The 24,147-nt window shown below is 43.3% G+C and carries 20 protein-coding genes and 1 pseudogene; 15 read left to right on the top strand and 6 right to left on the bottom strand.

From position 1 onward, the window contains the following. Positions 1–185: 185 nt before the first annotated feature. Positions 186–299, top strand: a pseudogene (locus D3222_RS20575) (transposase); the annotation flags it as partial. 105 nt (positions 300–404) lie between these two features. On the opposite strand, the gene D3222_RS20580 reads toward D3222_RS20575, so the two are convergent. Both D3222_RS20580 and sbcD read right to left on the bottom strand, forming a co-directional pair. Continuing rightward, on the bottom strand, positions 405–4,091 hold the full coding sequence (locus D3222_RS20580; RefSeq protein ID WP_118987796.1) for an SbcC/MukB-like Walker B domain-containing protein: 3,687 nt from the start codon (positions 4,089–4,091) through the stop codon (positions 405–407). Beyond that, complete coding sequence (gene sbcD / locus D3222_RS20585) at positions 4,088–5,323, bottom strand: exonuclease subunit SbcD (protein ID WP_118987797.1); 1,236 nt, start codon at positions 5,321–5,323, stop codon at positions 4,088–4,090. The genes D3222_RS20580 and sbcD overlap by 4 nt, the downstream gene beginning before the upstream one ends. Positions 5,324–5,584: 261 nt before the next feature. On the opposite strand from sbcD, the gene phoB reads away from it, so the two are divergent. From phoB to brnQ, 3 genes are all read left to right on the top strand, one after another. After that, a complete protein-coding gene (gene phoB / locus D3222_RS20590; protein WP_118987798.1) occupies positions 5,585–6,274 on the top strand; it encodes a phosphate regulon transcriptional regulator PhoB in 690 nt (229 codons plus the stop codon). Between the two features lie 46 nt (positions 6,275–6,320). After that, the gene (phoR, locus tag D3222_RS20595) at positions 6,321–7,658 is read left to right on the top strand and encodes a phosphate regulon sensor histidine kinase PhoR (protein WP_118987799.1); all 1,338 of its coding nucleotides are present in this window, start codon (positions 6,321–6,323) and stop codon (positions 7,656–7,658) included. A 350-nt stretch (positions 7,659–8,008) separates the two neighbouring features. Further along, positions 8,009–9,340, top strand: a complete 1,332-nt coding sequence (gene brnQ, locus D3222_RS20605; protein WP_118987811.1) for a branched-chain amino acid transport system II carrier protein — start codon at positions 8,009–8,011, stop codon at positions 9,338–9,340. A 122-nt stretch (positions 9,341–9,462) separates the two neighbouring features. Here the strand turns inward: brnQ and ggt are convergent, their stop codons facing one another. From ggt to D3222_RS20620, 3 genes are all read right to left on the bottom strand, one after another. Beyond that, positions 9,463–11,223 (bottom strand): gamma-glutamyltransferase, encoded by a 1,761-nt coding sequence (ggt, locus tag D3222_RS20610; RefSeq protein WP_118987801.1) that lies wholly within the window; start codon positions 11,221–11,223, stop codon positions 9,463–9,465. A gap of 219 nt (positions 11,224–11,442) precedes the next feature. Continuing rightward, positions 11,443–12,045, bottom strand: coding sequence for a peroxiredoxin C (locus tag D3222_RS20615; RefSeq protein ID WP_118987802.1), 603 nt, complete (start codon positions 12,043–12,045; stop codon positions 11,443–11,445). Between the two features lie 309 nt (positions 12,046–12,354). After that, positions 12,355–12,951 carry an acyl carrier protein phosphodiesterase gene (locus tag D3222_RS20620; protein WP_118987803.1) on the bottom strand — a complete coding sequence of 199 codons (597 nt, stop codon included), beginning with the start codon at positions 12,949–12,951 and terminating at the stop codon, positions 12,355–12,357. A gap of 104 nt (positions 12,952–13,055) precedes the next feature. On the opposite strand from D3222_RS20620, the gene queA reads away from it, so the two are divergent. The 11 genes from queA to pgpA all read left to right on the top strand — a co-directional run bounded on the left by queA (position 13,056) and on the right by pgpA (position 22,957). Then, complete coding sequence (gene queA, locus D3222_RS20625) at positions 13,056–14,123, top strand: tRNA preQ1(34) S-adenosylmethionine ribosyltransferase-isomerase QueA (protein WP_118987804.1); 1,068 nt, start codon at positions 13,056–13,058, stop codon at positions 14,121–14,123. Positions 14,124–14,264: 141 nt separating this feature from the next. Then, complete coding sequence (tgt, locus tag D3222_RS20630) at positions 14,265–15,389, top strand: tRNA guanosine(34) transglycosylase Tgt (protein ID WP_118987805.1); 1,125 nt, start codon at positions 14,265–14,267, stop codon at positions 15,387–15,389. Positions 15,390–15,481: 92 nt separating this feature from the next. Continuing rightward, the gene (gene yajC / locus D3222_RS20635; protein WP_011148038.1) at positions 15,482–15,811 is read left to right on the top strand and encodes a preprotein translocase subunit YajC; all 330 of its coding nucleotides are present in this window, start codon (positions 15,482–15,484) and stop codon (positions 15,809–15,811) included. A gap of 27 nt (positions 15,812–15,838) precedes the next feature. Then, positions 15,839–17,686 (top strand): protein translocase subunit SecD, encoded by a 1,848-nt coding sequence (secD, locus tag D3222_RS20640; protein WP_118987806.1) that lies wholly within the window; start codon positions 15,839–15,841, stop codon positions 17,684–17,686. A gap of 10 nt (positions 17,687–17,696) precedes the next feature. Beyond that, on the top strand, positions 17,697–18,665 hold the full coding sequence (gene secF, locus D3222_RS20645; protein ID WP_112879368.1) for a protein translocase subunit SecF: 969 nt from the start codon (positions 17,697–17,699) through the stop codon (positions 18,663–18,665). 115 nt (positions 18,666–18,780) lie between these two features. After that, a complete protein-coding gene (gene nrdR / locus D3222_RS20650) occupies positions 18,781–19,230 on the top strand; it encodes a transcriptional regulator NrdR (protein WP_036775072.1) in 450 nt (149 codons plus the stop codon). Positions 19,231–19,234: 4 nt separating this feature from the next. Beyond that, entirely contained in the window at positions 19,235–20,344 is a 1,110-nt protein-coding gene (gene ribD / locus D3222_RS20655) for a bifunctional diaminohydroxyphosphoribosylaminopyrimidine deaminase/5-amino-6-(5-phosphoribosylamino)uracil reductase RibD (RefSeq protein WP_198672882.1), read from the top strand. Between the two features lie 125 nt (positions 20,345–20,469). Then, complete coding sequence (gene ribH / locus D3222_RS20660) at positions 20,470–20,940, top strand: 6,7-dimethyl-8-ribityllumazine synthase (protein ID WP_118987807.1); 471 nt, start codon at positions 20,470–20,472, stop codon at positions 20,938–20,940. A gap of 26 nt (positions 20,941–20,966) precedes the next feature. Continuing rightward, a complete protein-coding gene (gene nusB / locus D3222_RS20665; protein ID WP_112879366.1) occupies positions 20,967–21,383 on the top strand; it encodes a transcription antitermination factor NusB in 417 nt (138 codons plus the stop codon). A gap of 100 nt (positions 21,384–21,483) precedes the next feature. Beyond that, positions 21,484–22,473, top strand: coding sequence for a thiamine-phosphate kinase (thiL, locus tag D3222_RS20670; protein ID WP_118987808.1), 990 nt, complete (start codon positions 21,484–21,486; stop codon positions 22,471–22,473). Next, positions 22,466–22,957 (top strand): phosphatidylglycerophosphatase A, encoded by a 492-nt coding sequence (gene pgpA / locus D3222_RS20675; protein ID WP_118987809.1) that lies wholly within the window; start codon positions 22,466–22,468, stop codon positions 22,955–22,957. Before thiL ends, pgpA begins: the two co-directional genes overlap by 8 nt. Before the next feature lie 165 nt (positions 22,958–23,122). Here pgpA and D3222_RS20680 read toward each other — a convergent pair whose 3' ends face one another. Further along, positions 23,123–23,524: an Abi family protein gene (locus tag D3222_RS20680; protein WP_118987810.1), complete on the bottom strand. Its 402-nt coding sequence runs from the start codon at positions 23,522–23,524 to the stop codon at positions 23,123–23,125. Positions 23,525–24,147 lie beyond the last annotated feature (623 nt).

Here is a 24,147-nt window from a genome sequence, read left to right on the forward strand (position 1 = left end):
TATTAAGCTATTAAGCTATTAAGCTATTAAGCTATTAAGCTATTAAGCTATTAAGCTATTAAGCTATTAAGCTATTAAGCTATTAAGCTATTAAGCTATTAAGCTATTAAGCTATTAAGCTATTAAGCTATTAAGCTATTAAGCTATTAAGCTATTAAGCTATTAAGCTATTAAAACCATCGTCTTTAAGGGATGCTTACCGCAAACCAGTGCTTTGGTTAAATTCTTATTTTGTAGGCTCATGCGAAGGAGCACCATTGGAAGCTGTTAAACAGTACATTCAAAACCAGCAAGGGTAACGTTTTGTCAGAATTTTTTTCCCGCCTTTATGTTGGCGGGAGTACCTTTCGAGGAAAAGTTGACTGTATTTAGTTCACTTTGGGAAACGTTTTTGTTGTGCTCGATTATGACTTGTCATAACGAAACTCAGGTGAGAGTTTGCTTATCCCAAGACCATTAATTTTTTTAACCTTAATCTGTACGGGTATCCGTTCTTTCATGGCTTCAATGTGGCTGATAACACCAATGGTTTTACCGGAAGCATTTAAATGATCCAGCGCATCAAGAGCAATATCAAGGGTTTCTTGATCAAGTGTGCCAAAGCCTTCATCTAGGAACAGTGAGTCAATACTGGTTTTATTGCTGACTAAATCAGATAGTGCTAAAGCCAGAGCGAGGCTGACCAGAAAACTTTCGCCACCAGAAAGTGTTTTGGTATCACGAATAGCATCGGCTTGCCAGGTATCAACCACTTGTAGTTCAAGACCATCGCTGTTTTTACGTTGCAAATCGTAGCGTCCGTGCAATTTTTTCAGCCGTTGATTAGCGAGATGAACCAAATGATCCAGTGTTAATCCTTGAGCAAAGCGACGGAATTTAGCACCATCAGCCGAACCAATCAGGTTATTAAGATAATTCCTGTCATCATAATTTTGTTGGCAATGGCTGATCTCTTCCAATAAGGATTTTTGCTGTTGACGGCGTATTGCATCATTACCAAGCAGGTTTTTCAGCTCTCCTTGTTGTAAGGTGTTTCTTTTTAGCTCATTAGTAATGTTTTCCAACTGTTCGGTCAGTTGCGATTTTGTATATTGATTAAGTAACTCAGGGCGATTTTTCCGATGTTGTTGCAGAGTTTCTGCTGCTTTTTGGCATAGGGCGTTGGCTTGTATCTGCTGTTGTTCAAGCTGTTCTTTGAGTTGTTGTAATTCCTTACGTTGCTCTTGCGATAATAGCGCCGATTCAACGGCATGCTGATCGGCAAATGGGCTCTTTGCTAACGCAGCATTGAAGTTTTGTTCTGCCTGCTGTTTTTGTTGTTCAGACTGGTTATCGTTTTTTTCTGTCTCATGAATGGCGCCGGTCAGTTGGCTAATACTGGATTGTGCCTGTTGCAGATGTGATTGTGCCTGTTTGTATGCTTCTTCCAGTTGTTGAGATTGTTGTTGTAATGCCTGAGTGATGTCCGTAACCGATTGCTCACCAAATAGTTGTTGGCGCTGTTGTTGTGTCTCTGCGAGTTGCTGTTTCTGTTGTTGAGTTGTTTGATGAAGCCCATTTAAACGAGATACATATTCTTCTTTCTGTTTATGCAATGATTCAATCTGATTTTGGATAACCGCCTCTTCTTTTTGGAGCTGTTGCCAGTTTTCATGACAGCTTTGATATACCTGCCACTCTTTTCTACGTTGTTGCAGCCAGTTTTCACTCTCATTCAGCATTGGCAGTGATAAATCATATTGCTGTAATTCTGACGTCATCTTTTCGATGACATCCGTTAGCTTACGCTGTTGCTGTTGTATATCTGGTTGCAGTTCAGATAAGTGTTTTTTCAGTACATTGTGTTGATGCTTACTCAGTTCAATATTTCGCTCAATTTCTTTAATGTGTTCTTGATGAGCGGCCAGGGTTTTTTCTGTTTTCTGGTACGTTTTTTCTGCCAGTTCAAATTCGGTTAATTGAGTCTGGCAAAGCTGATAAGCAGATTGGTTTTGTTGCACAAATAGTTCAAGGGCGGGTTTATCCGAAAGAGAAATTTCGATCTGTAATATTGCGCAAGTTTCTTGCCATTGTTGAGTTAATATATTCAATCGTGGTTCAGCATCAGCAATTTCTTGCAAAATATGGTCGTATTGTTGCTGTTGGAACTCTTTTTTATTAACCAATGATATTTTGGTGGCTTGTAACTCATCGAATTGCAGGTGTAAATCTTTTAACCGTTGTTCTGATTTTGGTAATTCAATATTTTGATAAGCCTGAATTGCAGGATGATGTTCAGAGCCGCACAGTGGGCAAGGGGAGCCTTCCTTGAGTTGTGCCCGCTCTTTTTCCAGACTGACAATCTTTTGTTCTAACTGAATACGTTGAGCAAGATCGGCTAAATGTTGCTGTTTGTCTGAGAGTTGTTTATCAATGGTTTCAATTTGAACAGGAAGTTCCTTTAATAATTTTTCCGGTTGTTGTAAGCGAATATGATGACTGGCAATAGTGGCTTGTAATTGCAAGATTTGTGGGGACAGGATTTCCAGTTTATGTTGCAGCGGTAGCTGTTCCTGATATTGAGTTAATTGTTTTTTTAATTTCTCCGGCGAATATTGTTCTTGCAGAGTAAAAAATTGTTGCTTGGCCTGCTCAAATGCCAGTTCCAGTGGTTGGTTATTTTCAATCTGTTGTTTTAAGTCTTCCCCTTGTTTATGCAGATAATCGTTAAGTTGCGCGATTTCGGTAGTGACCTTGTCAACTTTTTGCGTCTGGTGATCAATTTGTTGTTGCTGTTCTTGCCACCAAGAGAATTGGTGTTGCCAAAAAGCCAGCTTTTCACCGAAATATTGATGATAAGGTTGTTGTTCGAAATAGTTTTCCAGTTGTTTTCTTTGATTGGTGAATGATAGGGCGCGCTGATTTGCTGTGTCATATTGTTGACAACGGTTTTCAAGCGCGGTTTTCTGCTCGTTGATTTGTTGCTGAGTAAGATTGAGCTCTTTAATCTGTACCGCAATTTGATGATCTAATGGAATCACCTGTTCTGTTATCAGCTTTTCTTGTTGTTGCCGGTGTTGTTGATGCTTTGTTTTGGCAGAATCCGCATGAGTCACGTTTTGTTGTATCGGCGTGAGCGTCTGTTGTTGTTGATGAAGTTGCTGATGCATCTCTGCCAACTGTTTGCTGATTCTCTGATGTTCATATTGTGTTCGGTTTTTATCATCCAGCAATGGGCGCAGTGTTTCCGCGGGTTCACTGCTAGCCAGTTTTTGCAGTTGCGGTTCTGCATGAGTCAGCGCTTTTTCTGCTTGTTGTAAGGACGCGTTATTTTCAGTGGCAAGTTGCTCAAGTTCTTCCTCGCGTGTCAGCCATTGTGCCGAATGTTGCAGTATTTTTATCTGCTGATTGAGTTGTGATTCGGCATGGGTGAGCTGTTGCTGTTGTTCCAGATATTGTTGATGCTGCTCTGCTGTTAGCAAATCAATGGCGGATGCTTTGGCTTGTAGAATATCCAGCTCTGACTGTGCTTGTTTATGCTGTTGGTAAATTTGTTGGGATAAAATTCCGTAAATTTCAGTACCGGTTAACTCTTCCAATAAATCAGCCCGTTCGTTTGGCTGAGCATTAAGGAAAGCAGCGAAATCTCCTTGGGATAGCAACATGGATTTGGTGAAACGGCCGTAATCTAATCCCGTAATTTCAATGACTTTCTCTTTCTTATCCTGGATTTTATCGGCCAGAATTTTGCCACTATTGCTAAGGGCGAGTTCCACTTTAGGGGCTTGCAGATTGCCATTGGGTTGATTACGCGCTCGTCGTTGGCTCCAGAAAGCACGGTAAGCGACATCTTTTACTTCAAACTCCACTTCAGCCAATGATTCTGCGGTATGTCGGGTCATCAGCTCATTTTGTGAGGTAGAAATCGTCAAGCGTGGCGTTTCGTGATAAAGCGCAAGGCAGATCGCATCCAATAAAGTGGTTTTACCCGCACCGGTAGGGCCGGTTATGGCGAACAGACCACTGCTGGCAAACGGCTCTGCTGTGAAATCAATTTTCCATTCACCTTGTAATGAGTTAATGTTTTTTAGCCGTAGACTCAAAATTTTCATGCCTGCTCCTCCTTGTTTTTAGCCTGATAGATATCGTTCAGTGTTTGTTCGAAAAGGGTGGTCAGACGTTTTTTATGTTCTTCATCTGCGAGTGCTGATTGTGCGAGCCGTCGGGCAAAAACCTCGTTAACGCTAAGTTCTGTCAGAGTTTCTCTGTTTTCTTGTGCTAGCCTATTTTGTCGCTGTGTTTTACTACGTCGTAGCAGAATGACTTCGACAGGAAACTCAGCAACCATTGATTGAATCCTTTTCTGAATATCATGGAGGTAATCTTGGGTTGCAACTTCAATATCCAGCCAGACGGGTTGCTCTCCTTGATAGTCATTAAAAGTTTTCAACTGTTGTTCAATTTGTTGTAGGTTGCCCTTGATTAGTTGCATGGGCTGATATTGCGGAATGGGTAAAAGCTTGATGGATTCCAGTTTGTCTTGGGTAAATTCCACCAAACAAACACTTTTTTCTTGCCCGATTTCATCGAAACTAAGAGGAATAGGGGAACCGCTGTAGCGAATATGTTCAGATTTAGCCACTATTTGTGGCCGGTGAATATGCCCAAGCGCAATATAGTCTACCGGCGGGAAAGCTTGCGCCGGGAAGGCATCCAATGTACCAATATAAATATCCCGCACCGAATCTGTAACAGTGGCGCCAACGGTCGTCAGATGCCCGGTAGCAATGATAGGTAAGGGCAAATTCAATTCATCGCGTAATTCACACGCTTGCCGATAGAGTCGATGATAGTGTTCTGCAATGGCTTCTTGTAATACGAGTTGTTTTTGTTCTCCTGACTGACCAGACTGGCTGAGCATAATATCTCTTGGCCGCAGAAAAGGGATTGCACAAAGAATTGCACCGGCATCGCCTTGTTTGGTGGTGAGTACTTTTATCTGTTTTTGTGGATCTTTTTCTGCATGAGCAATAACGGTGGTATTCAGGCAGGAAAGGAGTTCTTTTGATTCATTTAATGTTGCTACTGAATCATGGTTACCACCAAGGATAATTAACTGACAGCCGGTCGGTTGTAGTTCAACGACAAAGCGATTATACAGTTCACGGGCATAGCTAGGTGGTGAACCGGTATCAAATATATCCCCGGCAACAATTAACGCATCGGCTTGATAATGTTCAATCTGTTTAATCAGCCAGCGCAGAAAATGTTGATGTTCAGCAGCCCGGCTTTTTGTAAAAAAATATTGGCCAAGATGCCAGTCCGAAGTGTGAATAATACGCATAGTTTCGCCGTCATTGGTTGAAGTGAAGCATGATTATAATCGCTATATTCTGGATGTCGCTTTTAAATCTGATTTCGTGAATATATCTCCGAGCGGCTTCGCATTCATTATGAAATATGACAATTGTTAAATTAATTATTGCGAAATCGATTGCAGATAGAGGATAACCAAGGCAGGATTTCATAAATTTGTCATAAAACTGACGCATAATGCTTTTTCAAACTAAGTAGCGTTTATCTCAATATATTAACGGGATTAATCATGGCAAGACGCATTCTGGTAGTTGAAGATGAAGCTCCGATTCGTGAGATGGTCTGTTTTGTTCTGGAAAAAAACGGGTATCAGCCGGTAGAAGCAGAGGATTATGATTCTGCGTTGGCATGTTTATCTGAACCCTATCCTGATTTGGTGTTATTGGATTGGATGCTCCCCGGTGGTTCTGGTTTGCAGATAATTAAGCAGATGAAACGGAATAATAATATTCGTGATATTCCGGTGATGATGTTGACTGCCCGTGGTGAAGAGGAAGATCGGGTGCGTGGCCTCGAAGTTGGGGCGGATGACTATATTACTAAGCCTTTCTCTCCCAAGGAGTTGGTTGCCAGAGTTAAAGCGGTATTACGGCGTATTTCACCGATGGTCATGGAAGATATCATCGAAATGGATGGTTTGATTTTGGATTCAATGTCCCATCGGGTGACCAGCCAGGATAAAGCACTGGATATGGGGCCGACGGAATTTAAATTACTGCACTTCTTTATGACTCACCCTGAGCGAGTCTATAGCCGTGAACAGTTGCTTAATTATGTTTGGGGAGCAAATGTTTATGTTGAAGATAGAACTGTTGATGTTCATATTCGCCGTTTACGTAAAGTATTAGAGATTGGCGGCCATGATAAAATGGTGCAGACCGTTCGTGGTACGGGCTATCGGTTTTCTACCCGTTACTAAGTGCCTATTGGGATAGGCAGTAAGTCCACGCACCGGAGAATCTAATGTGTTAGAACGTTTATCTTGGAAAAAACTGGTTTCAGAACTGTTTCTCTTTTGTTTGCCTGCGTCAATTCTGTCGATATTTATTGGTCATTTGTCCTGGTGTTTATTTGCTTCGGTGTTTTTGGTACTGATATGGCATGGTTATAACTTGCTGAAACTTTCGAATTGGCTATGGTTGGATCGCAGTATGTTGCCACCGTCGGGGAGAGGAGGGTGGGAGCCAATTTTCTATGGTATTCATCAGATGCAGCAACGGAATCGAAAACGGCGTCGTGAGCTGGCGCTGTTGATCAAACGGTTTCGTAGCGGGGCGGAATCATTGCCCGATGCTATTGTGATGATGACAACGGAAGGTAATATTTTCTGGTGTAACCATTTGGCACAACATTTGCTCGGTTTTCGTTGGCCTGAAGACAATGGACAGCATATTTTTAATTTACTTCGCTACCCTGATTTTAGCCGATATATCCTGTCCAGGGATTTTTCTCGCCCTTTATCCATTGAATTAAATCATGGTTTCACTGTTGAGTTTCGGGTGATGCCTTATTCTGAGGGGCAGTTCTTAATGGTTGCCAGAGATGTGACTCAGAAGCGAACACTGGAAAATGCTCGTCGTGACTTTTTTGCCAATGTCAGTCATGAAATGCGTACCCCTCTAACCGTCTTGCAGGGTTATTTGGAAGTGATGCAGGATCAGGCAGAGGATAGTTCGCTAAATAAGAAAGCGCTGAATACGATGCAGGAGCAAACCCGGAGGCTGGACAGTTTGGTGAAACAATTATTGCAACTGTCTAAAATTGAAGTCGCTCCCCAAATTGATATGAATGAAGTCGTTGATGTGCCTTTGATGCTTAAAGTATTGCGTCATGAAGCCACAGCGCTGGGTAATGAATGTTATAAGATTAATTGTGATATTGGTGAAGATCTAAAAGTGTTCGGTAATGAAGAGCAGCTTCGCAGTGCAATGTCGAATTTGGTTTATAACGCGGTTAATCATACTCCTAAAGGGACTCAAATTGATGTTAGTTGGAAAAAGAATTCCCACGGTGTTGAATTTACAGTGAAAGATAATGGGCAAGGTATCAGTGCTGAACATCTACCTCGTTTGACTGAACGTTTTTATCGCGTAGATAAAGCGCGTTCCAGACAAACTGGAGGAAGTGGTCTCGGTCTTGCGATTGTTAAACATGCCTTACATCATCACCATTCTCATCTTGAAGTTTCCAGCGAAATAGGCAAAGGGACGATCTTTAGTTTTACTTTACCGACAGGATTGATTGTACCTGTCAAAATAACCAGCAGAAGAGATAGGAATAATTTGATTAACAGTAATAATTAATCTTCGTAATTGATTATTATTTTTTCAGGTTAAAAAAAACGCAAATCATATAGTGTTTATTCAATGATAGCTAACAGCAATCACTAGTTTTGAAAAAGAGTACGGCATATACTTCTGCATTATGGTTTATCTATTGCCTTCTGGCACTATAAAAGTTTTACTTGTGGGCAGTTGTTGGCGATTCTATCTATAATGACCACTATAACCTGTCTTCAACAGATACCTGGTGAATATTATTTTGATAATAAATCGTTAAATTAGGGTTCAATATTGTCAATATGGGCTTAACTATTGACGATATTTATATTATTCAGGCCATTAAATATGGTAACAAAATATTAATAATCATTATGACACATCGTTTATCATCTAAGGATATTTGGGCATTAGGGTTTATGACTTTTGCTCTGTTTGTCGGGGCGGGAAACATTATTTTTCCCCCTATGGTGGGGTTACAATCAGGTGAATATGTTTGGCTGGCAGCATTAGGCTTTCTAACGACAGCGGTTGGTTTACCCGTCATTACAATCATCTCATTGGCAAAAGTTGGCGGTGGTATTGAAGAGCTGAGTTCGCCTATTGGTAAAGTTGCTGGTTTGCTGCTTGCGACAGTGTGTTATTTGGCTGTTGGTCCTTTATTCGCTATCCCACGGACTGCAACGGTCTCTTTTGAAGTAGGCATTGCCCCGCTTACCAGTACCGGTGAGTTATCCCTGTTTATCTACAGTCTTGTTTATTTTGTTCTGGTCATTGCTGTTTCCCTTTATCCAGGCCGTTTGCTTGATACTGTCGGGCATGTGTTAGCACCCATCAAGATGTTGGCGTTAGGTATACTTGGTGTTGCTGCTTTACTTTGGCCGGCAGGTAGTTCAATTCCAGCTATTGATATTTATCAGCAAATCCCATTCTCCAGCGGTTTCGTCAATGGTTATCTGACAATGGATACGCTGGGTGCGATGGTATTTGGGATTGTCATTGTTAACGCAGCGCGTTCAAGAGGCGTTGCCTCATCTTCATTATTAACCCGTTATGCAATGTGGGCAGGTTTTATTGCTGGTCTTGGTCTGATACTGGTTTATCTATCTCTGTTCAAATTAGGTGCTGGTAGTGGATCGTTAGTGCCTCATGCGGAAAATGGTGCTGTCATTTTGCATGCCTATGTCCATCATACTTTTGGTGGAGTCGGCAGTATTTTCTTGGCTGTGTTGATTTTCGTTGCCTGTATGGTGACTGCGGTTGGATTAACGTGTGCATGTGCTGAGTTTTTCAACCGTTATTTGCCCCTGTCTTATCGTTCACTGGTTCTGATCTTGGGTGGATTTTCCATGTTGACTTCTAACCTTGGTCTGAGTCATTTGATTAAGATTTCCATACCGGTACTGACCGCTATTTATCCACCTTGTATCGTTCTGATTGTGTTGAGTTTCACGCTGTGCTGGTGGCACAATTTTACCCGTATTTTGGCGCCGGTAATGTTAGTTAGTCTGATGTTTGGTATCTTGGATGCGATTAAATCATCTGAAGCACTGGCGTATTTATTACCGAACTGGGCAACTCGTTTACCACTGGCGGATCAGGGGTTAGCCTGGTTAGCGCCATCCCTGCTAGTTTTAGTCGTGTTTGGTATTTATGACCGAGTTTTAGGGCGTTCGGGTGCTCGCGAGAGGCAAACTCATCAATGATAATAGCCCGTTTATTCTGACGGCTTGTCATCGTTAGATGTTTAGGGAGAGTACGGGATAGGGTTTCTGAGAAGGCGCTCCTATCCCGATATCTGATGGTTTCTTGGGCTACCGGCTATCTATTAGTAACCAATAGCCGCACCTGCTGGGCGTCGAACATCATTGGCGCCATAGAAATGGTTTTCACGAACCTGACCAGATACGGCGGCATCGTTACCTGAAGAATTAGCTGAAGTGCCAGCGGTTTTAGGTAAACCAACCATAATGACTTCAGCAGCACCCCACGGTATCTGCTCCACCATCTTGTATCCCATTTTTTCTAGTAAATTCAACGAGTCTTTAGAAATCCCACGTTGCTCATAATAAACTTCATCGGGTAACCATTGGTGATGAATACGAGGGCTATTGACCGCTTCTTGAGGAGACATACCGTGATCAATGATGTTTAAGGCGGTTTGCAGGGTAATAGAGATAATACGGGAGCCGCCGGGTGAGCCCAGGACAAGGAATACCTTATTGTCTTTTGTGACAAGTGTCGGACTCATTGAGGATAGTGGGCGCTTACCAGGGGCAATAGAGTTAGTTGCACCTTGAACGAGACCATAAAGATTCTTCTCACCAATTTTAGTGGTGAAATCATCCATCTCATCATTGAGGAAGAAACCTGTTCCGGGGGCGATGGCGACAGCACCAAAAAGTCCGTTGATAGTATAGGTAGTTGAAACTGCGTTACCTTCTTTGTCGGCAATGGAGTAGTGTGTGGTTTCTGGTTTCTCATGGGGTCCAATCCCTGGCTGAACATTCTCCGATAATGTTGCTTTACCTGGCTCTATTTTTTTACGTAGAGATTCAGCATAGTGTTTACTCAGTAAGCGATCGATTGGATTTTTAACAAATTCTGGATCACCAAGGTAAGTGTTTCTATCCATGTAGGCATGGCGCATGGCCTCTGTCAGTGTGTGAATATAATTAGCCGAGTTGAATCCCATTTCTTTGAGGTTATAGCCTTCCAAAATATTCAGAATTTCGCACATGGTGACTCCGCCTGAACTCGGTGGTGGGGAAGAGATAAATTTATAACCGCGATAGTTACAGGTGACGGGGGTTGTTTCTGAAATTTTATAATTGGCAAAATCGGCTTCGGTAATAATGCCGCCGGATTTTTTAGCGGCTTCCGCGACCAGTTTAGGGATATTTCCATGATAGAAAGCTTCTTGCCCTTTTTTAGCAATTAACTCTAACGTATTTGCCAGATCGGTTTGTATCAGTCTGTCGCCCGGTTGATAAGGAGAGCCATCTTTGCGTAGGAAAATACGGGCTGCTTCTGGATCTTTGCGGAAGCGTTTGATTGAGGTGTCCAGAATATCAGTGTCTGCACGGGTTAGTATAAAGCCTTCTCGTGCCAGCTTAATTGCGGGCGCCATGACTTGTTCACGGCTCAATTTGCCATATTTTTTTAGAGTGCTGTCTAATCCCATTACGGTTCCGGGCACACCGGCAGCGCGGTAACCATATAAACTGGCTCCTTTAATAACATTGCCTTCTTTATCCAGATACATGTCGGCACTTGCCGCACTTGGCGCAGTTTCGCGGAAGTTAATAAAAGTATCTGTACCATCAGCTAAATGAATTGTCATAAAGCCGCCACCACCAATATTGCCGCAGCATGGATTGACGACGGCTTGGGCATAGCCAACGGCAACCGCTGCATCAACGGCATTTCCACCCATTTTGAGGATATCCACGCCAACTTGTGAAGCAAGATGTTGGGCTGAAACGACCATACCATTTTTAGCTTCAACAGCCGGTTCCGAAGCGGCATAAAGATGGGATGAGATGAGCAAGGATATGATTGCCAGTGGTGTTTTCCATGTTTTCAACATGTTGTAAGCTCCTGTCTTTTGGCGAGGTTATTTTTATCGGTGGAATGACTTGTTTTATTTACAGAGATTTTAATGTTAATCAATTGTAAATTTAATTGTAAGTGGTGATAGTTATCGGGAAGGAGGTTTTTTGTGCGCAAGGTGGCAAAACGAGGAATTTCAGCGATAAAAAAACCAGCCGTAATCACCGGCTGGTCTAAATATGGGTAATATCTAAGGTTATAGTTTAGCAGCGTTTTGAGACAGGTATTTAGCTACGCCATCTGGAGAAGCACTCATGCCTTCTTTACCTTTTTCCCACTGTGCAGGGCAGACATCGCCGTGCTCTTCATGGAATTGCAGCGCGTCAACCATACGCAGCATTTCGTCAATGTTACGGCCCAGAGGCAGATCGTTGACGACTTGATGACGAACGACGCCGTTTTTGTCGATCAGGAAAGAACCACGCAGAGCTACGCCTGCATCTGGATGCTCAATGCCGTAGGATTTTTGAATCTCGCGTTTAGTATCAGCAACCATTGCATATTTAACTTCGCCAATACCACCTTGATCGACAGGAGTTTTACGCCATGCGTTGTGGACGAATTCAGAATCAAAAGAAACACCTATAACTTCAACACCGCGCTTTTTGAACTCTTCGTAGCGGTGGTCAAATGCGATCAGCTCAGAAGGACATACGAAAGTAAAGTCCATTGGCCAGAAAAAGATAACGGCAGGTTTACCGTTCAGGTGTTTTTTCAGGTTGAAATTCCCAACTATTTCGCCGTTGCCGAGGACCGCTGCTGCTGTAAAGTCAGGGGCTTGACGAGTTACCAGAACCATGAGTTACTCCTGTAGTTTTGCGGGGTTTATGTGAAAATTTGATATAGAATAAGGAATTAGCGTACACCAATAAAGGATAAAATACTAATCTTTGCAATAGATTTTACCTATCAATACTTTATTTTTATTTTCTTTACTGTAATGACTCTCTGTGTTGCTTGGATGAGGCTGTTTGCTTCGTAAGCTGTGGCGCATAGTGACTTAATTTGACACGAGTTTCATGGAGTAGAAAATAGTGAGTTCTACTGACTGTAGATCAATCATGTTTGAGTTGGACTTAAATAAAGGCGATATTTTGAATGTAAACGCCTATTGGGGTAAGCAGTAAAAATCCTTATTTTCTGCTTTTTCCATCATATAGGGATAAAATTGCCAGAATAGTGCTTCGAAATCAGCGTAATGTTGCTCTATATCCTGAAATGATCCCGATAAAGCCGATAATTTGGGATGTCTTCGGGCCATGCCTTTTAATACATCTGCGATAAATGCAAGATCTGCATAGCGGATCAACCAATTTTGCGGCCATAAAAATTCATTCAGTTCCTGAAACTTTTCGGGAGTTTGATAAAGATGAGGTTCAATCTGGTTGCGAGCATGGAGAATAAATGCCGGTAATGAGTAGATGGGAACCAGTTTATCCCAATTCAAGGAGAGGAAGTGATCCCAGATAATATCCAAAGTAATCGGCGCAACCCGTCGATATGGATCACTGAATAAGTGACGGGCTTGAATAACCAATGGATGGGTATCTGTTAATACGTCAACTCGCCGATGCATACGAATACCTGCAACCACATCAGCGCTGTATTGCCCCTCTGGGTTGCCGCGAACAAAATCTGCCATCAGATTTCCTAACAGGGAACTGTCAGCCAGAGTAGCTAAATGAAGGTGAGCGAGAAAATTCATTCGGCAATTATAATATAAATCCGTGAAGTTATGTGCTTATTTGTTGCACCCTTAGGGCTGCGGCACTAGACTAGTCCGCCTGTTTTTCTGAATGATTAAATATAATGCGTGTCTCCGATTTTACTTTTGAACTTCCTGACGAAATGATTGCTCATTACCCTCAACCGCAACGCAGTGGCTGCCGTCTGCTCTCGCTTGATGGTGAAACGGGGGCATTGACGCATGGTATTTTTACGGATGTTCTCGATAAGTTGAATGCCGGAGATTTGCTGGTTTTCAATAATACCCGCGTCATACCTGCGCGTATTTTCGGCCGGAAAGCTACTGGCGGTAAGCTGGAAGTGCTGGTCGAACGGGTGCTAGATGATAAGCGGGTACTTGCACATGTGCGTGCTTCCAAAGCACCAAAAGAGGGAACCGAGCTGTTATTGGGTGACAATGAAAGTCTTAAAGCAACCATGTTGGCTCGCCATGATAGCCTGTTCGAAATACGTTTTGATGATGAGCGTGATGTGTTGTCCATTTTGGATGACATAGGTCATATACCTTTGCCGCCTTATATTAATCGTCCTGATGAAGAGGCAGACCGTGAGTTGTATCAAACTGTATACGGTGAACGGCCCGGGGCGGTAGCTGCACCAACAGCTGGTCTTCATTTTGATGAGCCATTATTGGACGCGCTGTGTAAAAAGGGCGTGGAAATGGTTTTTGTGACGTTGCATGTTGGTGCTGGTACTTTCCAGCCAGTGCGGGTGGAGACCATTGAAGATCATATTATGCATGCTGAGTATGCAGAAGTGCCACAGGATGTCGTTGATGCTGTGCTGGCATGCAAAGCGCGAGGTAACAAAGTTGTTGCCGTTGGCACAACGTCGGTTCGTTCGCTGGAAAGTGCAGCAAAAGCCTGTCAGGATGGATTAATTTCGCCATTTTTTAATGACACGCAAATTTTTATCTATCCGGGTTTTGAATATCAGGTTGTGGACGCGTTGATTACTAATTTCCATTTGCCGGAATCGACACTTATTATGCTGGTTTCTGCGTTTGCGGGTTATAAAAATACGATGAATGCCTATAAAGGGGCGGTTGCGGAAAAGTACCGTTTCTTTAGTTACGGTGATGCCATGTTTATTCGTCGTAATCCCTTGGCGTGCCAGGAGAAGATTTCTTAATTCAATATAATGATTATGGCATTGACTGGAAAATATTGTTGAGAACACGGTTATGTAGATCTCTCGATTTAACAGTCAATTCCGACTTTGTCTGGTCTCAAGCAACAGCATCGGACTGTTTATCTGATGCCTGGAGGTTAAGTGAAATTTGAATTACAAACTACCGACGGTCAAGCCCGTCGTGGTCGTCTGATTTTTGAGCGTGGCGTGGTGGAAACGCCGGCATTTATGCCAGTTGGGACTTATGGCACCGTAAAAGGAATGACACCGGAAGAAGTGAAAGAAACCGGTGCGCAGATCCTGCTTGGCAATACTTTCCATCTGTGGCTGCGCCCAGGGCAGGAAATCATGAAACTTCATGGTGATTTGCATGGATTTATGCAGTGGCATGGTCCAATCTTGACGGATTCAGGCGGTTTTCAAGTATTCAGCCTTGGCGCAATGCGCAAAATCAAAGAGGAAGGGGTACATTTCCGTAACCCAATTAATGGTACGCCGGTTTTCCTCAGCCCAGAAAAATCGATGGAAATCCAGTATGACTTGGGTTCTGATGTTGTCATGATTTTTGATGAATGTACGCCATATCCTGCTGATTGGGATTATGCGAAACGTTCGATGGAGATGTCTTTACGTTGGGCGGCGCGTAGTCGTAAGCGTTTTGATGAGCTAAAGAATAAAAATGCTTTGTTTGGTATTATTCAGGGAAGCATTTACGAAGATTTACGTGACATCTCGGTAAAAGGTCTGGTAGAGATTGGTTTTGATGGATACGCTGTAGGGGGTCTGGCGGTAGGGGAGCCTAAAGAGGATATGCACCGTATTCTTGAACATGTCTGTCCGCAAATCCCGCAAGACAAACCGCGCTATCTTATGGGGGTAGGGAAACCAGAGGATTTGGTGGAGGGAGTTCGTCGCGGCATTGATATGTTCGATTGTGTGATGCCAACCCGTAATGCCCGTAATGGTCATCTTTTTGTGACCGATGGTGTGATTAAAATCCGTAATGCCAAACATAAAGAGGATACTTCGCCACTGGATGAGCAGTGTGACTGTTATACTTGTCGAAATTATAGTCGGGCATATTTGCATCATCTTGACCGTTGTAACGAAATTCTCGGTGCAAGGCTGAATACTATCCATAATTTGCGGTATTATCAGCGCCTGATGGCTAAGATCCGTCAAGCCATCGAGGAAGGTAATCTTGAACAGTTTGTTGAAGATTTTTATCAACGGATTGGTAAACCCGTTCCGGCATTAAGTATTTGACTTAATTAGTGATTGACTGGTTTCAGCGTGTATAGCATATTGCGGCTAGTTTTTGATTACTATTGAATTTGATAACAATGAGGGAAGTTTTAATGAGTATTATTTCTGAAGCAGCAGCATCTGCTGGCGCACCGGCTCAGGGAAGCCCATATTCTTTGATCATCATGCTGGTCGTTTTCGGTTTGATCTTCTATTTCATGATCCTGCGTCCACAACAGAAACGTACCAAAGAACACAGAAAGCTGATGGATTCTATTTCCAAAGGTGATGAGGTGATGACCAATGGTGGTTTGATTGGTCGTGTCACTAAAGTTTCTGACACGGGTTATATCGTTGTAGCACTGAATGACACTACTGAAGTGACCATTAAACGTGATTTCGTCGCTGCCGTTTTACCGAAAGGTACAATGAAGGCTCTGTAATTTCTGATTTTCCCGAAGGGAACTGCCGTGCTAAACCGTTATCCTTTGTGGAAGTATCTGATGCTGATCGCTGCGATCCTCATCGGTTTGCTTTATGCACTTCCCAACCTTTATGGTGAGGATCCGGCTGTACAAATCACTGGCGTGCGAGGCATTGCCGCCAGTGAGCAAACGCTGGCCCAAGTCCATAATGTTTTAGAAAAAAATCAAATCGCGAGTAAATCTATTGCGCTGGAAAATGGCGCGATTCTTGCTCGTTTCAATAATTCCGATATTCAGCTTCGTGCCCGTGAAGTATTGATGTCCACATTAGGCGATCAGTACGTGGTGGCATTGAACCTGGCGCCCGCGACACCAACCTGGTTAAGTAAGGTTGGCGCTGAGCCAATGAAACTGGGCCTTGATCTGCGAGGTGGGGTGCACTTCCTGATGGAAGTGGATATGGAAACTGCATTAGGCAAACTGCAAGAGCAGAATATTGATGGCCTGCGCACTGATTTGCGTGAAAAAGGCATTTCTTATTCCACCGCCCGTAAAATTGATAATTACGGTGTGGAAATCCGCTTCCGTGATGAAAAAGCGCGGTCTGAGGCGGAAAACTATCTTACTGGCCGTCACCGTGATTTAGTTTTCAGTATTGGAAGCAATAATACCCTGAAAGCGGTGATGAGTGATGAACGTCAGCGCGAAGCCCGTTCTTACGCGGTGCAGCAGAACATTACTATTCTGCGTAACCGCGTTAATCAGCTGGGTGTGGCTGAACCATTGGTTCAGCGTCAGGGTGCTGACCGTATTGTAGTTGAATTACCGGGTATTCAGGATACTGCTCGTGCAAAAGAGATTCTTGGTGCGACAGCAACGTTGGAATTCCGTCTGGTCAATACCGGTATTGACTCTACCGCAGCTACATCGGGCCGTGTGCCAGGTGATTCCGAGGTGAAGAGCACCCGTGATGGTAATCCGGTTGTGTTATATAAACGTGTTATTCTGACCGGTGATCACATTACAGATTCAATCCCGGATACCGATGAATATGGTAATCCACAGGTGAGTATTTCACTGGACAGTGCCGGTGGCACAGCGATGTCTAATTTCACCAAAGACAATGTTGGTAAACCAATGGCAACATTGTTTGTGGAATATAAAGACAGCGGTAAGAAAGATGCTAACGGTCGGGCGGTGTTAGTTAAACATGAAGAAGTGATTAACATTGCTAATATTCAGACTCGTCTGGGGAACAATTTCCGTATCACGGGCCTTTCCAACGCAACCGAAGCGCGTCAGTTATCTTTACTGTTGCGTGCGGGTGCTTTGATTGCGCCGATTCAGATTGTGGAAGAACGTACTATTGGGCCAACTCTTGGTCTGCAAAACATTGAACAAGGTTTAGAAGCTTGTCTGTGGGGCTTAATTGCATCAATTCTGTTTATGGTGGTTTACTACCGCAAATTTGGTTTGATTGCGAGCAGTGCGTTGTTGGCTAACCTGGTGCTGATTGTCGGTATCATGTCTCTGTTGCCAGGGGCGACATTAACCATGCCGGGGATCGCGGGTATTGTGCTAACGCTAGCGGTGGCGGTTGATGCTAACGTGCTGATCAATGAACGTATTAAAGAAGAATTGCGTAATGGCCGGACAGTACAACAAGCGATACATGAAGGTTATAAAGGCGCTTTCTCTAGTATTATTGACGCGAACCTGACCACGTTGATTACTGCGGTCATTCTTTATGCTGTTGGTACCGGGTCAATTAAAGGCTTTGCGATAACAACGTCAATTGGTGTCGCGACTTCTATGTTCACCGCTATTGTAGGTACTCGAGGGATCGTCAACCTGCTATACGGCGGTAAGCGTATTAAGAAGCTGTCAATTTAAGGAGTACGTTGTGGCACAGGATTATACTGTTGAACAATTGAACTACGGTCGCAGAGTCTATGACTTCATGCGCTGGGACAACGTTGCTTTCGGAATTTCGTTGCTGCTGTTGGTAGCTTCTGTTTTTGTGATGGCAACCCGCGGGTTTAACTGGGGACTCGATTTTACCGGTGGTACGGTAATCGAAATCAAACTCAGTCAATCTGCTGATCTGGATAAGATGCGTGATAACCTGGCAAAAGCGGGTTTTGAAGATCCTCTGTTGCAAAATTTCGGTAGTAGCCGTGATGTAATGGTGCGTATGCCGCCAGTGACGGGAGCGGCTAATGAGGAACTGGGTAAAAAGGTTATTAAGGTCATTAATGACACCATTGATAAAGATGCGAGTGTCAATCGTATTGAAATTGTTGGGCCGAGTGTTGGTGCTGAGCTCGCCCAAGATGGTGCAATGGCGTTGCTGGCGGCGCTTATCTGTATCTTGATTTATGTTGGATTCCGTTTTGAATGGCGTTTAGCATTGGGTGCGGTTCTCGCCCTTGCCCATGACGTCATCATCACGTTAGGGGTTCTGTCACTGTTCCATATTGAGATTGACCTGACCATTGTGGCATCGCTGATGTCGGTTATTGGTTATTCATTGAATGACAGTATCGTGGTTTCTGACCGTATCCGTGAGAATTTCCGTAAGATCCGTCGTGGTACGTCGTATGAAATTATGAACGTCTCTCTGACGCAAACATTGAGCCGTACCATCATGACGTCTGCAACAACTTTACTGGTGGTGTTGATGTTGTATATTTTCGGTGGTGCGATGTTGAAGGGTTTCTCACTAGCGATGTTAATCGGTGTTTCTATCGGTACGGTATCTTCTATCTATGTTGCTTCCGCTTTAGCGTTGAAACTGGGTATGAAGCGTGAACACATGATCCAGCAAAAGGTTGAGAAGGAAGGGGCTGATCAGCCATCTTTATTGCCTTAATTATTCTGCCTTGATGCTGTTCAAACACCCTGTGAGTATCTGGCTGACAGGGTGTTTTTTATTCAGATTAAGGATAAACTGTAAATTTAGTTCGGATTAACCATCAGGAAACGATATGCATTGCCCATTTTGTGCTGCTGTTGATACCAAGGTGATTGACTCTCGTTTGGTAGGGGATGGCTCGCAGGTACGCCGGCGGCGCCAGTGTCTTGAATGTCATGAACGATTCACCACTTTTGAAATGGCTGAGCTGGTTATGCCTAGAGTAATAAAAAGTGACGATATCCGAGAGCCGTTCGATGAAGAAAAATTGCGCCGTGGTATGCAAAAAGCACTGGAAAAGCGCCCGGTCAGTTCTGATGATGTAGAAATGGCGATTAGCTATATTAAATCTCAGTTACGTGCTACCGGTGAGCGGGAAGTTCCATCCAAAATGATTGGTAATCTGGTCATGGATGAATTGAAGAAATTGGATAAAGTCGCCTATATCCGCTTTGCTTCTGTCTATCGCAGTTTTGAAGATATTCGTGAATTTGGCGAAGAGATTGCTAAATTACAAGGTTGAGCCAGTGAATAACGATAAAAAATATATGGCGCGTGCTCTGGAATTGGCGCGTCAAGGGCGCTTTACCACGTCACCTAATCCTAACGTCGGTTGTGTGGTTGTGCGTGATGGGCAAATTGTTGGGGAAGGTTTTCATTTACGTTCTGGTGAGCCGCATGCTGAAGTTTACGCTTTACGGATAGCCGGAGATAAAGCTAAAGGCGCAACTGTTTATGTCACGCTTGAGCCATGCCGTCATCACGGTAAAACACCGCCTTGTGCCGATGCGTTGATTGCGGCTGGCGTTAGCCGTGTGGTTGTGGCGATGCAGGATCCTAATCCACAAGTAGCAGGCAGGGGGCTGTATAAGCTGCAACAGGCTGGTATTGCAGTAGAACATGGGCTGATGATGGAGGAGGCTGAATCTCTCAACCGGGGATTTTTGAAGCGGATGCGTACTGGGTTCCCGTATGTTCAGTTGAAGATGGCTTCTTCTCTTGACGGGCGAACTGCATTAGCTTCTGGCGAAAGTAAATGGATTACATCACCACAAGCTCGTTGTGATGTGCAAAAATTCCGTGCTCAATGTAGCGCGATTCTGAGTTCCAGTAGCACTGTTTTAGCTGATGATCCCTGCTTGACGGTCCGTTGGGGTGAATTGGACGCAGAAACCCAGGCGGTTTATCCCGAGGAAAATCTTTGTCAACCGGTACGTGTTATTGTTGACAGTCAGAATCGTGTTGGCTCTCAGCATCAGGTCATACAACAGCCCGGTTATTGCTGGCTGGCTCGTACTAAAACGGATGAACATGACTTATCTGAAAATGTAGAACAGATACTGTTACCTGCTCATGGTGTTGGGGTAGATTTGGTGTCATTGATGATGCAATTGGGTAAGCGTCGGATCAACACAGTCTGGACTGAGTGTGGGGCATTGCTGGCGGGTGCATTGCTAACTTTAGGGTTGGTGGATGAATTGGTTCTTTACGTTGCGCCAAAAGTGCTAGGTGATACGGCTTGTGGTTTGTTCACTATTCCTGAACTCAAAAATCTGGCGGATGCGCCGGAATTTGACATTTTTGACATACAGCAAGTTGGGCCTGATCTTCGTCTGCGTCTGCGGCCTGTATACTGACTGAATATGTGAGTGTGGGTTAGTTTGCCTGTTTTTATGCTCTGCTGCTAAATCGGCAGGCGCAGCTAACGAAAGAATATGATAGAATCCGCCCCCCTGCGGATATGAACAGATAGAGGAAGGCTATGAACGTAATCAAAGGTGTTGTTGCAGCTCCACAAGCTCGTGTGGCGATTGCCATTGCACGCTTTAACAACTTCATTAATGACAGTCTGTTAGGAGGGGCGGTAGATGCGCTTGAGCGTATCGGTCAGGTTGCCTCAGAGAATATCACTGTTGTCTGGGTTCCTGGTGCTTACGAGTTGCCATTAATAGTGAAGACATTGGTCGAAACTCAAAAATATGACGCCGTTGTCGCGCTAGGTACAGTTATCCGTGGTGGTACCGCTCATTTTGAATACGTTGCTGGTGAATGCAGTTCTGGTCTGTCTAGTGTGGCGATGACCAGTCAAATTCCAGTAGCATTTGGTGTTCTGACCACAGAAAGCATTGAACAGGCGATTGAGCGCGCTGGAACCAAAGCGGGTAATAAAGGTGCGGAAGCTGCATTAACCGCACTGGAAATGGTCAATGTAATTAATGCCATTAAAGGCTGATTTTAGTTTTAATTAAGGGGAATCTTGTGAAACCTGCTGCTCGTCGTCGTGCTCGTGAGTGCGCTGTTCAGGCTATATATTCATGGCAATTATCTGGCAATAGCATTGCTGATGTTGAATTACAGTTTCTGTCGGAGCAGGACGTCACTGGTGTTGACGTAACCTATTTTCGTGAATTGCTGTCAGGAGTAGCTGTGAATGCGGCTAAGCTGGATGCTTTGATGGCCCCTTATCTTTCCCGTCAGCTCGAAGAGTTAGGTCAGGTAGAAAAAGCCATTTTGCGTGTTGCTATGTTTGAACTAAGTTATCGTGATGATGTCCCTTATAAAGTGGCTATTAACGAAGCTATCGAATTGGCAAAAGTCTTCGGTGCTGAAGATAGTCACAAATTCGTGAACGGAGTACTGGATAAATCTGGTCCGGCGGTACGCAGAAAAAGATAAGCTACTGCTTGTCGGGATTTTCCCACCGTAGACGATGATTTGTAAGGCCGGGATACCGGCCTTATATTCATGATCATCAGTAATTTTTTGGGATTCTATTATGGCATGTGGCGAATTTGACCTCATTGCACGTTATTTTGATCGCCAGAAGACTAACCGGCGTGATGTAAATTTAGGTATTGGTGATGATTGTGCACTGATGACACTAGCCGATAAACAACAATTAGCTGTTAGCACGGATACCTTAGTTTCAGGCGTTCATTTTTTACCTGATATTTCCCCTGAAGATTTAGCTTACAAATCTCTTGCTGTGAATCTTAGTGATTTGGCTGCGGTCGGCGCTGATCCTGCCTGGCTTTCATTGGCGTTAACATTACCGGAAGTGGATGAACGCTGGCTGAGTGATTTCAGTGACAGTCTGTTTGAACAGTTGCGTTATTATGGTATGCAGCTTATTGGTGGTGACACTACCTGCGGCCCGATGAGTCTGACGTTGACGATTCATGGTTTGGTTCCCGCAGGCAGGGCGTTACGGCGTGCTGGCGCAAAAAATGGCGATTGGATTTATGTGAGTGGATCGTTGGGTGATAGCGCGGCGGGTTTGGCTCTGTTACAAAACCGTCTACAAATTTCTGATCCGGTATCCCGCAACTGGTTGGTTCAGCGCCATCTCAAGCCGCAACCTCGTATTTTACAAGGGCAAGCACTACGTGGTTTGGCGACATCGGCAATTGATTTGTCTGATGGTTTGATTTCCGATTTGGGTCACATTCTAAAAGCCAGCCGATGTGGAGCCAGAATAAATCTGGATGCGCTTCCTTACTCTGATGTAATGAAACAGTACGTTGAACCACAACAAGCTTTGATGTGGGCTTTGAGTGGTGGGGAAGACTATGAATTGTGTTTTACTGTCCCGGAGAGGAATCGTGGTGCGTTGGAAATTGCGTTGGCGCATACCGGTGCTGGTTTTAGCTGCGTAGGACAGATTATGGCGGAATCAGAGGGAATTCGTTACTACAGCAAGAATAAAGAGATTAAATTAGATCTGAAAGGGTTCGATCACTTTATTGCCGAGGAGGCACATGGATAAGGCAAAGCGTCGTTTACGGATGAGTAATCCTTGGCATCTATTAGCGACGGGTTTTGGTAGTGGCCTGTCGCCGGTTGTGCCTGGGACAATGGGATCAGCAGCGGCTATTCCATTCTGGTTATTGTTGATTCAGTTTCCTGTATGGGTTTGCTGGTTAGTTATTATTGCTGGGATGTTTTTCGGAATAATGATTTGTCAGCGTACTTCTGATGATATGAAAGTTCATGATCACGGTAGTATTGTCTGGGATGAGTTTATCGGTATGTGGATTACCTTGATGGCAATCCCTGTGGTTAACTGGCAATGGGTTTTAACCGGTTTTATAGTGTTCCGGATTCTGGATATGTGGAAACCGTGGCCAATTCGCTGGTTTGATCGCTATGTTCATGGCGGATTAGGCATCATGTTGGATGATATTATCGCGGGTGTATTTTCTTTCGTTATCGTTTGGTTATTGGCGTTTTATCAGGTTTTGACTTTTTGACGTGTGTAGGTAATTGGATTTGTTCCTCTTTAGAAACTTAAAATTTCTACCGAAATATTGACGGGAGAAAGATCTGAATAAGATCTTTTTTCTTATTACTAATGTTCTTGTTATCAGTAGAGTCATTGTAAATAAGTAATCCACCATCATCAGTTCTATTCTTGATCACTCTATATCAAATAATACTCGGGGGAATCCATCATTATTAGGTAGCCCCATTGCTGTTAAATTGCATCCGGGTAGTTTTGGCTTGCTATATATTAAATCTGCTACAGTGGATATCCATTTTGAACCTGGGCCGATCTCTTTAATCAAGAACCATAATATAGCAATCATGCCGTACATTCTTTCATAGGAATCATCAGTTAATCCTAATTTATTAAAAAAAGGATGATTTGGTAGTGGCTTTAGTTTTGGTTCGTTAACTTTATTCCAAATCCGGGAGTGATGTGCGCATCGATTCCTGAGTACATTCATTGCACTTAGCCAGTTCTGTAATATTGGGCCATTTCCTGGGGGAATGCCTAACCTAGCAAGAATATCATTCCTATATTTGAGCAGTAATATTTATATCTCGAAATTGTAATAGATCGACTAGTCTGTCATATTCTTTATGAACTTTGACTGGTTCAGTCACAGCGTTGTAATTTTCATAGTTCGAATATAAGAAGGCCCAGCCATAACAATCATCTCATTAAGTAAGATTTAAGCCAGGGGGCCGGGCTCAGTTGTGGATAATTTATACTAATTAAGGGATAAAAACAATGGTATATTTATTGTAGCCATCCCTACTATATTTCAGAGGTATGAAAGAAGTATTGAGGAGAAGTTTTATATTGCAGTATTAACCTATGTACCGTATTGGCGTTCTGTATAATATGACACTATAATGTGACTGCGTGCTATATTGTTTTCTAAAATACATTTTAGCTAATTGATAATTTGTTTTTTACAGGCTCTGTTTTTGTTGTGTAAATATATTTAATCACAGAGTTAAAGTGTTTATTTTACCTATTTACCTATTTACCTATTTACCTATTTACCTATTTACCTATTTACCTATTTACCTATTTACCTATTTACCTATTTACCTATTTACCTATTTACCTATTTACCTATTTACCTATTTACCTATTTACCTATTTACCTATTTACCTATTTACCTATTTACCTATTTACCTATTTACCTA

The sequence above is a fragment of the Photorhabdus sp. CRCIA-P01 genome (assembly GCF_003545805.1).
Taxonomy (GTDB): domain Bacteria; phylum Pseudomonadota; class Gammaproteobacteria; order Enterobacterales; family Enterobacteriaceae; genus Photorhabdus; species Photorhabdus antumapuensis.

Excerpts from the sequence above, each read along its gene's own strand:
- sbcD (WP_118987797.1), bottom strand. The coding sequence starts at position 5,323 with ATGCGTATTATTCACACTTCGGACTGGCATCTTGGCCAATATTTTTTT.
- brnQ (WP_118987811.1), top strand. The coding sequence starts at position 8,009 with ATGACACATCGTTTATCATCTAAGGATATTTGGGCATTAGGGTTTATG.
- pgpA (WP_118987809.1), top strand. The coding sequence starts at position 22,466 with ATGGATAAGGCAAAGCGTCGTTTACGGATGAGTAATCCTTGGCATCTA.
- nrdR (WP_036775072.1), top strand. The coding sequence starts at position 18,781 with ATGCATTGCCCATTTTGTGCTGCTGTTGATACCAAGGTGATTGACTCT.
- ribH (WP_118987807.1), top strand. The coding sequence starts at position 20,470 with ATGAACGTAATCAAAGGTGTTGTTGCAGCTCCACAAGCTCGTGTGGCG.
- thiL (WP_118987808.1), top strand. The coding sequence starts at position 21,484 with ATGGCATGTGGCGAATTTGACCTCATTGCACGTTATTTTGATCGCCAG.
- phoB (WP_118987798.1), top strand. The coding sequence starts at position 5,585 with ATGGCAAGACGCATTCTGGTAGTTGAAGATGAAGCTCCGATTCGTGAG.
- D3222_RS20615 (WP_118987802.1), bottom strand. The coding sequence starts at position 12,045 with ATGGTTCTGGTAACTCGTCAAGCCCCTGACTTTACAGCAGCAGCGGTC.
- yajC (WP_011148038.1), top strand. The coding sequence starts at position 15,482 with ATGAGTATTATTTCTGAAGCAGCAGCATCTGCTGGCGCACCGGCTCAG.
- ggt (WP_118987801.1), bottom strand. The coding sequence starts at position 11,223 with ATGTTGAAAACATGGAAAACACCACTGGCAATCATATCCTTGCTCATC.
- D3222_RS20580 (WP_118987796.1), bottom strand. The coding sequence starts at position 4,091 with ATGAAAATTTTGAGTCTACGGCTAAAAAACATTAACTCATTACAAGGT.
- D3222_RS20620 (WP_118987803.1), bottom strand. The coding sequence starts at position 12,951 with ATGAATTTTCTCGCTCACCTTCATTTAGCTACTCTGGCTGACAGTTCC.
- queA (WP_118987804.1), top strand. The coding sequence starts at position 13,056 with ATGCGTGTCTCCGATTTTACTTTTGAACTTCCTGACGAAATGATTGCT.